The organism is Algoriphagus aestuariicola (assembly GCF_017254835.1).
Lineage (GTDB): Bacteria > Bacteroidota > Bacteroidia > Cytophagales > Cyclobacteriaceae > Algoriphagus > Algoriphagus aestuariicola.
This window is the reverse complement of the sequence record NZ_JAFKCW010000003.1, coordinates 138,224-151,350: the sequence shown is the minus strand read 5'-3', so window position 1 is coordinate 151,350 and position 13,127 is coordinate 138,224. Positions and strand designations below refer to the sequence as shown.

14 protein-coding genes are annotated in these 13,127 nt (G+C 48.9%); 8 read left to right on the top strand and 6 right to left on the bottom strand.

Annotated elements, in window-relative coordinates; translation table 11 throughout:
- Positions 1-42 precede the first annotated feature (42 nt).
- Positions 43-1,335, bottom strand: coding sequence for an amidohydrolase (locus J0A67_RS13200; RefSeq protein ID WP_206569839.1), 1,293 nt, complete (start codon positions 1,333-1,335; stop codon positions 43-45).
- Between the two features lie 150 nt (positions 1,336-1,485).
- On the opposite strand from J0A67_RS13200, the gene J0A67_RS13195 reads away from it, so the two are divergent.
- Complete coding sequence (locus J0A67_RS13195; protein WP_206569838.1) at positions 1,486-2,184, top strand: SDR family oxidoreductase; 699 nt, start codon at positions 1,486-1,488, stop codon at positions 2,182-2,184.
- Positions 2,185-2,195: 11 nt separating this feature from the next.
- Here J0A67_RS13195 and J0A67_RS13190 read toward each other — a convergent pair whose 3' ends face one another.
- Complete coding sequence (locus J0A67_RS13190; protein ID WP_206569837.1) at positions 2,196-2,372, bottom strand: hypothetical protein; 177 nt, start codon at positions 2,370-2,372, stop codon at positions 2,196-2,198.
- A gap of 31 nt (positions 2,373-2,403) precedes the next feature.
- Between J0A67_RS13190 and gldA the strand changes: the two genes are divergently transcribed.
- The 4 genes from gldA (at position 2,404) to dnaN (ending at position 7,048) form a co-directional block, all read left to right on the top strand.
- Positions 2,404-3,315, top strand: a complete 912-nt coding sequence (gldA, locus tag J0A67_RS13185) for a gliding motility-associated ABC transporter ATP-binding subunit GldA (protein ID WP_206569836.1) — start codon at positions 2,404-2,406, stop codon at positions 3,313-3,315.
- The gene (gene gldF, locus J0A67_RS13180) at positions 3,312-4,031 is read left to right on the top strand and encodes a gliding motility-associated ABC transporter permease subunit GldF (RefSeq protein ID WP_206569835.1); all 720 of its coding nucleotides are present in this window, start codon (positions 3,312-3,314) and stop codon (positions 4,029-4,031) included. Before gldA ends, gldF begins: the two co-directional genes overlap by 4 nt.
- A complete protein-coding gene (gldG, locus tag J0A67_RS13175) occupies positions 4,028-5,719 on the top strand; it encodes a gliding motility-associated ABC transporter substrate-binding protein GldG (protein ID WP_206569834.1) in 1,692 nt (563 codons plus the stop codon). Before gldF ends, gldG begins: the two co-directional genes overlap by 4 nt.
- Positions 5,720-5,923: 204 nt before the next feature.
- Entirely contained in the window at positions 5,924-7,048 is a 1,125-nt protein-coding gene (dnaN, locus tag J0A67_RS13170) for a DNA polymerase III subunit beta (protein WP_206569833.1), read from the top strand.
- Between the two features lie 62 nt (positions 7,049-7,110).
- On the opposite strand, the gene J0A67_RS13165 is transcribed toward dnaN, so the two are convergent.
- The 4 genes from J0A67_RS13165 to J0A67_RS13150 all read right to left on the bottom strand — a co-directional run bounded on the left by J0A67_RS13165 (position 7,111) and on the right by J0A67_RS13150 (position 10,152).
- Positions 7,111-7,572: a Clp protease ClpB gene (locus J0A67_RS13165; RefSeq protein ID WP_206569832.1), complete on the bottom strand. Its 462-nt coding sequence runs from the start codon at positions 7,570-7,572 to the stop codon at positions 7,111-7,113.
- 158 nt (positions 7,573-7,730) lie between these two features.
- On the bottom strand, positions 7,731-8,435 hold the full coding sequence (gene mnmC2, locus J0A67_RS13160) for a tRNA (5-methylaminomethyl-2-thiouridine)(34)-methyltransferase MnmC2 (RefSeq protein WP_206569831.1): 705 nt from the start codon (positions 8,433-8,435) through the stop codon (positions 7,731-7,733).
- Positions 8,432-8,914, bottom strand: a complete 483-nt coding sequence (gene ispF / locus J0A67_RS13155) for a 2-C-methyl-D-erythritol 2,4-cyclodiphosphate synthase (protein WP_206569830.1) — start codon at positions 8,912-8,914, stop codon at positions 8,432-8,434. Before ispF ends, mnmC2 begins: the two co-directional genes overlap by 4 nt.
- Positions 8,911-10,152: a M16 family metallopeptidase gene (locus J0A67_RS13150; protein WP_206569829.1), complete on the bottom strand. Its 1,242-nt coding sequence runs from the start codon at positions 10,150-10,152 to the stop codon at positions 8,911-8,913. The genes ispF and J0A67_RS13150 overlap by 4 nt, the downstream gene beginning before the upstream one ends.
- A 192-nt stretch (positions 10,153-10,344) precedes the next feature.
- On the opposite strand from J0A67_RS13150, the gene bshC reads away from it, so the two are divergent.
- Genes bshC through J0A67_RS13135 form a run of 3 tightly spaced genes read left to right on the top strand, consistent with a single transcriptional unit; the run spans position 10,345 to position 12,996 of the window.
- On the top strand, positions 10,345-11,907 hold the full coding sequence (gene bshC / locus J0A67_RS13145) for a bacillithiol biosynthesis cysteine-adding enzyme BshC (RefSeq protein ID WP_206569828.1): 1,563 nt from the start codon (positions 10,345-10,347) through the stop codon (positions 11,905-11,907).
- Positions 11,904-12,473: a 5-formyltetrahydrofolate cyclo-ligase gene (locus tag J0A67_RS13140; protein ID WP_206569827.1), complete on the top strand. Its 570-nt coding sequence runs from the start codon at positions 11,904-11,906 to the stop codon at positions 12,471-12,473. The genes bshC and J0A67_RS13140 overlap by 4 nt, the downstream gene beginning before the upstream one ends.
- Positions 12,474-12,495: 22 nt before the next feature.
- Positions 12,496-12,996 carry a hypothetical protein gene (locus J0A67_RS13135; RefSeq protein WP_206569826.1) on the top strand — a complete coding sequence of 167 codons (501 nt, stop codon included), beginning with the start codon at positions 12,496-12,498 and terminating at the stop codon, positions 12,994-12,996.
- Positions 12,997-13,127: the final 131 nt, after the last annotated feature.

Below are 13,127 nucleotides of genomic sequence, written 5' to 3'. Positions count from 1 at the left end.
TGCTCCAAATACGAAAGCCATATTACTTGTTTTGCTTCCAGCTTACTTCTTCATCCCCATATAATCCACCACAAAGTAGCTCATCACGCGCATGCCAAGCACAAATCCGCCTTCGTCAATGTAAAAGTCCGGCGTATGGTGGGAAGGGGTTTTGGTAGGATCTCCCCCTTTCTTCATGCCTCCCAGAGAGATAAACAAACCGGGTTTTTCCCGCTGGAAAAAGCTGAAATCCTCCGCTCCGGTGATCAACGGATTGGTGATGACATTGCCGTCGCCTGCAGCAGCCAGAATGGTAGGCCCCATGAGTTCGGTCAATGTGGGGTCGTTGACAGTGGCGGGATAGAGTTTTTCGATATTGACATCGGCCTTGGCCCCGGCGCTTTCTGCGATGTTGGTGGCGATTTCCGTGATGCGCTTGTGGACTAGTGCCTGTTGCTCGTCGCCAAAGGTGCGGATCGTGCCGATCATTTCGACTTTTTCAGGAATGATGTTGTGGCGGATTCCGCCATGGATTGCTCCGACGGTGACGATGGCAGGTGCTGCGGTAATGTTGACGTTACGGGAAATTATCGTTTGGAGTCCGTTGACGATCTGGGCTGAGGTTACGATCGGGTCAACTCCCGACCATGGGGATGCCCCGTGGGCTTGTGTGCCGTGCACAGTGATTTCCAGATTGTCCACGCCAGCTAGCGCGGGCCCGGAGCGGTAGCCAATCTTGCCGACCTCCATCTGCGAGCCGATGTGAAGTCCAAAAACGGCGTCCACATCCTTCATCACACCTTCTTCCACCATCTGCTTGGCTCCCCAAGAGGTCACCCCTTCCTGATAGATACCCTCTTCGGCTGGTTGAAAGAGGAATTTGACCGTTCCTTGCAGATCGTCTTTCATCGAGGCAAGTACTTCGGCTACGCCCATCAAGATTGCCACGTGGGTGTCATGTCCACAGGCGTGCATCACGCCAGTCTCCTGTCCATTGTAGGTAGTGGTGACGGTTGACTTGAAAGGGAGATCCACCCGCTCGGTGACTGGCAGCGCATCCATGTCGGCACGAAGCGCGACTGTGGGACCAGGCTTCCCGCCGCGCAGGATGCCTACGACGCCGGTTACGGCGACATTCTCCTGCACTTCTATCCCGAGGTAGCGAAGATGGTCTGCAACCTTTTTGGCAGTCCTAGTCTCTGCATTACCCAGCTCCGGATTTTGGTGGATGTCTCGGCGCCATTCAATGACTTTGGCCTCTAAGGCGGCGGCTTTTTGGTCAATTTCCGGACGGAGCTTGGTCTGGCCTACTGCGACGCCACTCAGCAATACCAGCGGAAGGATTAATTTTTTCATTTTTGAAAGAAGTTGATGGTTTGGTAGTGGGCTATTTTGTTGCTTGAAAATAAGAATTGAAGTCAATAAAACGTTTCTCTGCATGGAAAATCCGCCAAAGAAGAACTTTTGTGCCGGATATCCCTTTCTATCTAGACAAAACCAAAAACTATGGAACTCAAAAATAAGATTGCCGTCGTCACAGGGGTCAGTAAAGGAATCGGCTTGGAATTAGTCAAGCTTTTGTTGGAAAAAGGAGTGATCGTTGCAGGCTGGGGAAGAAGCGAGCCTGAGTTTTCCCACCAAAACTTTCACTTTTTCCGTTGTGATGTTTCCCAGGAAGACCAAGTCGAAAGGTCCTATTTGGATACCGTCGCTAGGCTAGGTTTTGACATCCGCATCTTGGTCAACAATGCCGGTTTCGGCATCGCCGGCTCGTTTGAAACGATGTCTTCGGAAGATTGGAAGTCCATGTTTGATACTAATGTCCACGGGATTTTCTACGTCAGCAAGCGGCTGGTGCCCGCGATGAAGACTGCCGATGAGGGCCACATTATCAACATCGCTTCCATAGCGGGGCTAAATGGCGTTGCGAATTTTGCGGGCTATGTTGGTACGAAGCATGCCGTAAGGGGCATCTCGCACTCGATGTATATGGAGCTGCGGGACTTCGGGATCAAAGTCTCTACGATCTATCCTGGATCTACCCAGACTCATTTCTTCGATAGCATCGAGGGTACCCAGGCCAATGAAAACATGATGCGTCCCCAGGATGTGGCGCAGACAATCGTCCAAACGCTGGAGACGCACCCGAACTATTTTGTGGCGGACGTGGAGTGCAGGCCGCTCAGACCGAGGGGAAAAAAGTAGTAGGCAGTGAGTCAGTAGTCAGCGGCCAGTCCCTGCGTGCTCTCCGCCAACTGACTACTGAGACTGCCTACTGGAAGACTGCGACTGAACATTGCCTGCCGGAAAACTGCCCACTGAAAACTTGCGGTTCCAGCCTCATTCCCTATTTTTGCCCAAGACCTGACCAAAGGGGATTTCGCCCCTGCCATGCGGGTGATTTTCTCTTTGGTCCTTCCTTCTATGTCTCTCCAAGTTACCCAGGTAAGCAAACTCTATGGTACCCAAAAAGCGCTCGATGAGGTGAGTTTTTCGGCCGTGTCTGGGAGGATTCTGGGATTTTTGGGGCCCAATGGCGCGGGCAAATCCACCACGATGAAGATCATCACAGGATACCTCCAGGCTGATTCCGGCTCGGTGCGCATCCATGGCGAAGATGCCTTGGCAAATCCGAAAGCGGTGAGTTCGAAGATCGGGTATCTTCCCGAGCACAATCCCCTTTACCTGGATCTCTATGTACGGGAGTTTCTTGAGTTTTCTGGGGGACTCTATGGAATGAAGTCCACCCAAGTCCAGAAAAGAGTCAAAGAGTTGGTCGAAAAAACCGGCCTTTTCCCAGAGCAGCACAAGAAGATAGGACAGCTTTCCAAAGGCTTTCGTCAGCGGGTTGGCTTGGCTAGGGCACTCATCCACAATCCGCAGGTGGTAATCTTGGATGAGCCGACCACGGGTCTTGACCCCAACCAACTTGTGGATATCCGTAATCTCATCCGTGAAATCGCGGCAGACAAGACGCTCATTTTTTCGACTCACATCATGCAGGAAGTCGAGGCGATATGCCACGATGTGGTGATCATCAACAAAGGAAAAATCCTGGCCGCCTGTCCACTTTCTGAACTGAAGGGGAGTTCTGGACAGACAGAACTAATCTTGGAGACGGCAGAGGAGATGGAGCTGGGCTGGTTTGAGGAGCTAGGCAGTGTCAGCTTTGGGCCGAGGGGCAAAAAGATGCTTTTGATCGAATCCTCCGAGCCTATGGAGACGCGGAAAAAGCTGATGCAAATCGTGGCGTCTCGAAATCTGAATCTGATCAGTCTCAACCAAAACCAAAAAAATCTGGAGACGCTGTTTCGGGAAATCACCAATATCCAATGAGAAGCCTTTTTTTGAAAGAAATCAACGCTTTTTTCGGCAGCCTGACGGGCTATCTGGTTTTGGTGTTGTTTCTGGTTGCATTGGGGTTGATCGTCTGGGTGTTTCCTGAAAGTTCTGTCCTGGACTATGGTTTTGCCGACTTGGAATCCCTGTTTTCCTATACACCCTACGTGTTTACCTTTTTGGTTCCGGCCTTGTCCATGAGATCTATTGCTGAAGAGCGGAAATCCGGCACCTGGGAACTGCTTCGGACATCCCCGCTTTCCCTTGTTCAGATCATTCTTGCCAAGTACCTTGCATTGCTGGCTTTGGTTTTTATTGCCATACTGCCGACTCTTTTATATGCGTATAGCGTCATGCAGCTGGGAGATCCGGTGGGCAACCTCGACTTGGCTGGTTTTTTTGGTGGCTGGATTGGCTTGTTGATGATCGGAGCTACTTTCGCGGCAGTTGGGCTTTTTTCCAGCGCCTTGACTTCACAACAGGTAGTGGCCTTCGTTCTTGGCGTTTTCCTCTGCTTTGTGCTGTACTTTGGACTAACTGCCTTGTCGGGGATGCTGACAGGTGAAGCTGCCTATTGGGTAGAGGAAATGAGTCTCAGCTACCACTACAATAGCCTCAGCCGAGGTGTGGTGGACAGCAGGGATGTCTTTTTCCTGCTTGGGATGGTCTGGGTTTTTTTGGGAGCGTCTGTGTTGATCTTGAAAAACAAATGAGGAAATCCGGAAGCCATAGCGCCAAGGCTTTTTTGATCCTTTTGGGAGGGGTTTTGCTCGTGGCTTTGCTAGCGCAATTCCTTCGCTTTCGGGTCGATTTGACGGAGGAAAGCCGCTTCTCGCTCAGTCCTGCCACCAAGGCGCTGTTGGAAGAACTTGACCGACCCATCCATGTTGATATCCTTCTGACGGGGGGAGATCTCCCAGGGGGGATGCGCCGTCTGCAAAAGTCCATCGAAGAAACCGTTCGTACTTTCAACGCCCATTCTTCGTACACGATATCCGTAGCGTATTTTGATCCATTGACGGTAGTCGACTCGCTCCAAGAGGATTTCATCTACACCCTGGCCGACTACGGGATCAATCCCACCAACGTTTTTGTCAGCCAGAATTCTGGACAACAATCCCAGCTGATTTTCCCTGGGATTTTGGTCAGTGACGAGGAATATGAGACAGGGGCTTTGTTGCTAAAAGGAGAGCGGGGCATGTCCTCGGAACAGATCCTGAATGCGTCGATAGAGAACCTGGAATATGAACTGGCCAACGCGATCCGAAAGCTGACCCGCCCCGAGAAAAGTGCGGTGGCGATGATCATTGGACACGGAGAACTCTCAGAAGACGATGGCTTTGGGATGGTAGAAGCGCTGGATGGAAACTATGAGGTGTTCAAGGTGCCACTAGACCAGGCCAAATCCCCCAAAGACTTGAGCTCATTTGCCGCTATCTTTATTTTGGGACCAAAGCAAAGCTACACCGAGCGGGAACTCTACCTTCTGGACCAATACGTATTGGGTGGAGGTAATTTGGTAGTGGCAGCCGATGGGGTCGATGTTGATCTTCGCGAGGCAGCAGGTGAAGGTACTTTTTCTTTTCCGCTGGAAAATGAACTGGACCGTTTGCTTTTTAGATTTGGCGTCAGGATCAACAAGGATTTGATTCAGGATCTCAACTTCAGCTATATTCCTGTGATGGGGGGTAATTTCGGCAACCAGCAGCAGCTAGTGCCGATGCCTTGGCCATTTTACTTTAACGCGGGCAGGGTGCAGGCCCATCCGATCACTAAGGGCTTGGACCAGGTGAATTTCAGATTTGTAAGCAGTCTGGATACAGTAAAGGCGGATGGGGTCAGCAAGATTCCCTTGATCTTCGGATCGGAAAATGAAAGAGTCCTCCCCGCACCTACGCGCGTTGCCTTTGCGGATATGGAGCAGGAGCCGGATGTAGAGGCCTTCTCGAGCAAGAATCTGCCTTTGGCTTATCTGCTCGAAGGCGAGTTTACCTCCTTGTACAAAAACCGTTTTGTGCCGGAGGGATTTTCCAAGTCCGACTTTTTGGAAAGTGGGAGAGGGAAAGTTGTTGTCTTCGGAGATGGTTCCGTATTCCAGAGCCAGATGCCTCTGCAGGGTGGTCAGCCGCTTCCGCTGGGAGAGGATCCCTTTGCCCAGACCACCTACGCCAACAGGCAATTGCTTCAAAATCTGGTACAATACCTGGCTGATCCCGAGGGAATCATTGCAGCTCGCACCCGCAGCCTGCAGATCCGACCGCTCGACAGGGTGAAGGTTGCGCAGCAAAAAGCCTTCTGGCAGAGTGTCAATGTGGTATTGCCAGTGGTGGTTTTGTCATTGCTGGGTGGATTGATTCTTTATTTTAGAAAGGCCCGATATGGGAAAAAATCAATAGGATAACACTCAAAAAAATAGCTTGGAAAATTTTGGGGAAAGATTTACCAGACCAGTCGAATTAGCATTTTATTTATAAATTTACCCCACTGGATAAAAACTAAATACTAAGCCCTAAGGTATGAATGGAGCATTCGATGATCTTTACTTGATGAAGAGACTTTGAACTTTGCGAGATTACATACGGCCTTTGCAAAAAAATATACTCTTATGAAATTTATTGTTTCCTCCTCTGCTTTGTTGAAGCAGCTTTCGGCCATCAACGGTGTCGTGACAACAAATCCGGTGGTTCCCATACTTGAGAACTTCCTGTTTGAGATCAAAGATTCTGTGTTGACCATTACGGCTTCCGACTTGCAGACCTCGATGATGACACAATTGCACGTGGAGGCAAAAGAGGATGGGAATATCGCAGTGCCTGCACGTATCCTGATCGAGACTCTTAAGAATCTCCCAGAACAGCCGGTGACCTTCAGCATTGATCACGATACCTATGCCGTGGAGATCAGCTCGGACAACGGTCGCTACAGACTTGCAGGAGAAAATGCCACCGACTTCCCGAAAATACCGACCGTCAATAATGCAACCACGGTGGACATGTCCACTGAGGTGCTTTCCTCGGCTATTTCCAATACCATTTTCGCGGCGAGTTCCGATGAACTCCGACCTGCTATGACCGGCGTGTACATCAATCTGAGCGCGACCAATGCTACCTTCGTGGCGACAGACGGCCACCGCCTGATCCGCTATAGAAGAGTGGATGTGGCATCCCCTAACGGAGCCAGCCTGATCATTCCCAGAAAGGCCCTGAACTTGCTCAAGTCTACCCTGCCAAGCGAAAACGTTCCGGTCACTGTGGAATTCAACCAATCCAACGCTTACTTCAAATTCAACAGTATCAAGATGATCTGCCGTCTCATCGACGAGAGATATCCTGACTATGAGAACGTCATTCCAGTGGACAATCCCAACCGCATGAACATCGATCGTTTGGAACTGCTTGGATCCCTGAGACGAATCGCTATTTATGCCAACAAAACCACACATCAGGTAAGACTTAAACTGACCGGAAGTGAATTGATGATCTCGGCGGAAGACTTGGACTTTTCCAATGAAGCCAACGAAAGACTCTCCTGCGAGCATGAGGGTGAGGATATTGAAATCGGCTTCAATGCCAAGTTCCTGGTGGAGATGCTCAACAACTTGAGCTGCAAAGAGGTGAGTTTGCGATTCAGCGCTCCAAACCGTGCGGGCTTGATCCTACCCGCTGAGCAGGATACTAACGAAGACATCCTAATGCTCGTGATGCCTGTGATGCTGAACAACTACGTGTAATCAATTAACCACAGACCATAGACCGATTGGCCTCCTGACTCGCGCTGGAGGCCTTCGTCTTTTTAAGCTTTTTTCAGCTTGTAAACCCAATAGCCCAATCCAAGAGTCGAAAGAAAAAATACAACCAGGGACCATTCTATTGCCCTGCGCTCGGTAAGTTTGTTTTCTATTTCCTTGTCCCGCTCTGCAAGGGCCCTCTTGAGCGCCTGCACATCCTGCTCCAAAGTCAGGGTGATGGATTTGTAGTCTTCTTTTTCCTGTGAGATCGTAGTAGTCTCGATCGAGCCGATCATGCGGAGCTCATCCATGATCTGATTGTCTTTGGCAAGGATCCGCTCCAACCACTCATTGGTTTCGATCATGTCTTTTTTGGTCCTGTTACCGAAAATCCCCGACTTTTTGCTTTCAGAGGCTTTCCATTCCGCGTGGAGTTGATCCCGTTCTTGTACCATCCGTTCGAGCTTCGCTCCGTCCAAAGAGGGTTCTTGAAAAGTAAATAGAAGCGCGACAATTAGGCTAAACATGGTTTTTTCAGTTTGTTATCATTGCTAAAAACAAAATACAAGCCAGAATGTCGGCTTCGATGAATGCTACTCTATTCTTCTCGGACTGGCAAAGTTATTCTTCTAAGCGGGCTTAATGACTTCACTCGTAGTGACCTACTTTACGACAAGTGTGCATGTTACTTATCATTGCTTCTGCCCACGGGCTTCCAGCCTCGCGTCATTTCCTTCTTGCCGGGAGGTCCGGGAAGACTTTCTACCTCGAGTCCAAGATTCTTCAAGTCTCGCCTAAGCTGGCCTTTTGCGGAATAGGTGGTAAACAGGCCGCCAGGGCGGATCATTTCGGTCACCTTTTGTAAAGCTTCCTTGGTCCAAAGTTCCGGCTGCTTGCTTGGAGCGAAGGCGTCAAAGAAGACAACATCCGCAGGATAAAGTTGTGCCTCTTCAAGAGTGACTTGGTCTTTTTTGAAATTGAAATATTCCGACACGGGGCCGCCCTCGCCCCAAGGGGCTTGGTGAAGGGCTTCAAAATACTTGTGAAAGTGCCAAATGCCATTATCGTGCTCGATGTAGTTGAGCTGTTTGTAGATTTCGCTTTGGACCGGAAAGGGCTCAATGGTATGATAAAGCACTGGGATTTGATTTTGCTCAGCCCATACTAGGCTAAGCCAGGCATTGAGGCCCGTGCCGAAGCCAACTTCGAAGATGCGAATAGGGTATTTTCGCGGATTTCGGACTAACCAAGAGTCTAGTCCATAGAGCATGAAAACGTGGATAGACTCCCTGTAGGCTCCGTGAAAGCTATGGTAGGTCTCCTGCAAGTCCTCGTTGTAGAGCGAGTGTGAACCGTCTTCTGTGGTGATGATTTTTATTCTTTCACTCATACTTTATAAATCAATGCGGTACAATAGGCCGATATGCCTTCTTCTCTACCCACAAAGCCCAGCCACTCGGAGGTGGTTGCTTTGATGGAAATATCGCCTTCAGCCACGTTCATCACCTGGGATAAACAGGTCTTCATCTCAGGAATAAAGGGGTTCACTTTAGGAACCTGAAGACAGACCGTGGTATCGATGTTTCCCACTTCATAGCCCGCCTCTCGGATCATTTTCATCACTTCTCCCAAGAGTACCTTGCTGTCAATGCCCTTGTATTTGGGATCTTTGTCGGAAAAGTGATAGCCGATATTCCGCATGTTGGCCGCACCTAGCAGGGCATCGCAAATCACATGGATGAGCACGTCAGCATCAGAGTGGCCCACAGCGCCTTTTTCGTGCTCTAGCTTGATGCCACCCAGCCAAAAGTCATAGCCGACTTGTAGTTGATGAACGTCGTAGCCGAAGCCAATTCGGAATGGAGTCATTTGTCGATGGATTGATAGTAAAGGACTGAAGCTTGTTCTTCGCGGAGCAGTTGATGTGCCCAGGCTTGGATCTGAGGAGCCTCAATATTTGATTTTGCCTCAAATTCTTCCCAATATAAATGGGGATTACCCAAATGGGCAAAATAGGCAAGGTTCATTGCTCGGTTGAGGAGCTGGATGGACTCGTAAGTCTTCATGGCATCCCCCTGGTTTTTGATTTTTTGGAGGCTCTTCGCCTCAATTTCATTGGAAAGAAACCCATGAAGCACGTCATCCAAAGCTTTTTCAGCCTCTTGGGCGGAGACATCCTGTTCCATTTTTCCTGAGAAAACCAAAAGCCCAGGGTCAACAGATCCGGTGATATAGCCTCCGATCGAGGCGAATTTTCTACTGTTCTTGACCAGCCTTTGTTCAAGAAGAGATGATTTGCCGGAGCCTAGAATATCACTTATGAGGTCTGCCTCCAGGTATCCCGGTTGGCCTTTCGCAGGCATCTTGTATGCTTTGTACAAGGCATCGGTCGGAACTCTTGCCGCATGGGTCAGTGAGCGCTTTTCAGTTTGGATCGGTTCGAACTGGATTACTCCATTTGGAGTCAGATTTGGAGGGATGGGTCCAAACCATTTTTCAGCCAACATCTGAACCTGTGAAATGCTAACATCACCTGCGACAACCAAAATCGCATTTCCGGGATGATAATGGGCTTTGTAAAAATCCCAAACGTCTTCACGAGTATATCCTTCGATGTCTTCCAGATTTTGTCCAATCGTAGGCCATCGGTAGGGATGGGTAGTGTAGGCGAGGTTTCTCATGTGGTGCCAAACATCGCCGTATGGTTGGTTGAGGTAGCGCTGCTTGTATTCTTCCATTACCACCTTGCGCTGGGTTTCGATGGTTTTCTCACTTAAGGTCAGTTGCAGCATGCGGTCTGACTCCAGCCAAAAGGCCGTTTCGATGTTTGCCGCAGGCAAAGTCATGTAGTAATTCGTGATGTCTGGACTGGTGAAGGCATTGCATGATCCGCCGACCCGCTCCAGTTCCCGGTCAAAAACAGGCACATTTGCCGAGCTGCCAAACATCAGATGCTCGAAAAAATGCGCCAATCCCGTTTTTCCCGGTGTTTCAAACCGGGATCCTACTTTATATAGGAGGTTAAATACGGCGATCTTGCTGCTGTGGTCCTCATGGACGATTACTTCAAGACCGTTGTTTAGGAAAAATCTATGGTAAGGAAACATTCAGGGTAATATGGATTTGTAGACTTGTTGGAGCTCGGCTTGTCGTTCAAAAACCACAGAACCAAGGCTCAGTTTTCTCTTTTTTGAATCTTTATCCGCCATTGATGTAAGTTGTCCCGTTTTTTACAAAAAAAGCCGAACTTTGGTTCGGATCGCTAAGTTAGAGTTCCCAAACATACTTCACCCATTCCGATGAAAAAACACTGCGTAGCTCTGAATAAGACGGGACAGTTTTCGAAATTTTTTTTGGATTACATAGAAGGGACAGAATCACTTAAGCCATTTTATTCACATTTACCCAAGTTGGACAGCTTTGGCGAAGCAATAAAAGCGAAGCAATTTCCGCTCGAAAGGAGGGCAGTCCTCCACCAAGCCTTGCTCAACCAATACTCGGCCATGGATCTGCGAGATCCGGTTTCCGACAACATCGCCTCGCTGCTGGGCGAAAAAACCTTCACAGTCACCACGGGTCATCAGCTGAATCTGTTTACTGGTCCTCTCTATTTTATCTTCAAGCTCGTTTCCACCATCAATCTGGCAAAGAAGCTGAAGGAAGCCTATCCCGAGTTTCATTTCGTGCCGGTGTATTGGATGGCCACGGAGGATCACGATTTTGAAGAGATCAACTATTTCAAGCTCGATGGGAAAAAATATCAATGGAATGCCGACCAACATGGTGCTGTAGGCGATTTTGAGCTGGACGCTTCGTTCCAAGCTTTTTTAAATGAGGTGAATTTTGCGCCGGAGGTTTTCAAAGCTGCCTATCGAAGCAGCAAGACGCTGGGTGAGGCGGTGAGGAAATATGTGGACGGGATCTTCGGCAAAGAGGGGCTCGTGGTCTTGAATGGAAGTGACCCATTGCTCAAAGCGATTTTCAAACCGGTGATCGCCTCGGATCTTTTTGAGCATGCACCATTTCAGCAGGCTCAAAAGACAACCGAGGACTTGGAAAACCTAGGCTACAAAAGCCAGATTTTTCCCAGGGAAATCAATCTATTCTATTTGGACAAAGGCATTCGTGAGCGGATTGAGCGAAACGGGGATGGCTTTCAGGTGCTGAATTCCGAACTGTATTTTTCTGCAGAAGAGCTCAAGGCCCTGCTGGAGTCGCAGCCGGAGCGATTCAGTCCCAATGTTGTCCTTAGGCCACTCTATCAAGAGATGATCCTTCCCAACCTAGCCTACTTGGGCGGTCCGGCGGAGATGGTGTATTGGCTGCAGCTGAAGGGAGTTTTCGAATATTTTGGGGTTCCTTTCCCGATTCTCCTGCCTAGAAATTTCGCGCTGATCTTGAACCCGCCGATTCTGAAAAAGATGGAAAAACTGGGATGGAAAGCCGAAGATGTGTTCATCGACTTTGAGACTTGGAAAAAAAGTTTTGTAGAGCGGGAATCGACGATGGATTTTTCTCTGAATCAGGAGAGGCAGCTTTTTTCAGAACTCTTGGACAAGAAGGGCGCAGAGGCATCCGAACTGGAGAAAAGCCTGCAGTCGGCCTTTGAAGCAGGGAAGGTCAGGGGCTTGAAGATATTGGATCAGTTGGCTTCAAAATTGCGAAAGGCTGAGGAAAGACGCTTGAAAGTGGAGCTGGGTCGGGCCAAGGCGGTTTTGGAATTTGCAGCGCCGGGGGGTAGCCCGCAGGAGCGGGTGGTGAACGTGATGCAATTTTACCTTGCAAGGCCTGAATTGATTGACGACTTGCTTTCCTGTTTTGATCCGCTTGACTTTAACATGCTAGTGCTCCAATACGAATGAAAACCAAACAAGACCTCCGCTCAGCTTATAGACAGCTGCGCAAAAGCCTCCAACCTGCTGTCGTGGAGGCGAAATCCCAAGCGATCAATCAACATTTTCTCAGCTGGCTCGATGGGAGAAACCAGCTGCAGCATTTTCACCTTTTTTTTCCTATCGACCGCTTCAATGAGGTCAACACGTTTTACATCAAGGAGTCATTGGAACAGCTGGGCAAGACGCTCTACACCTCTCAAGTAAACCGTGGTGCTACTGAGCTGGAAACGCTGAAACTTCCCCACGATGCGGCTTTTTTCCTCGATGAGTGGGGGATTCCTGTCCCGCAGGAATCCATTCTAGTGTCCCCCAGCAAAATCGAGGTGGTGTTTGTGCCTCTGCTAGCCTATGATCTTTCGGGAAATAGGGTTGGATTCGGGAAAGGTTTTTATGATTCTTTTCTGGGGAAGTTGAAACCAGAGGTGCTCAAGATCGGCCTCAGTTTCTATGGACCCGAGGAAAGAATACAACCGGATCCACACGATGTGCGACTGGATTTTTGTTTTACTCCCGAAAAAGTTTTTACTTTTTGACAGGATCCAACCTGTCACCCGCTTGAAAACAACGTTTTTGTCTCCCTCCGCCATCCTTTTGATGGTATTGATTTCGTTTTCCCCTATCGCCAAGGCCCAACAGGGGTATTATAACACGATGGTCGGGATCAGGGCCGGCACTTCCATAGGAGGCTCGGTCAAAAGATTCGTCACCGACAATTCCGCCGTCGAGCTGATGGTTTTCAATAGATGGAAAGGATGGAATGCTGCCTTGCTGTATGAGTATCACATGGACATCCGGGAATTCCGAGGAATGGAGTGGTATCTCGGAGGAGGAGGGCACTATGGAAAGTGGACGAAGGAAAAGGGCGAGCCCCCGTGGGTGTATAAGAGCACCCAAGACTATGAGGCCTATGGGATCGACTTCGTGGCTGGTTTAGAGTATAATTTTTACAATACAAACATTTATTTGAGTTTGGATTGGAAACCCGCATATAATTTCGTTGACTTCACAAAGCTTTGGTGGGACGAAGCAGCCTTCACTTTAAAATATTCCTTTTAAAAATAAGAAACCGGTTAAAAATCAAACCGGTTTTTTTCTTTTTAGCAAGAAAACATTAAAAATATTGAAAATTAGGAACCTGAAATATTGAAAATAGAAAAATCACAGATTTCTATTATCTAAAAATCGAA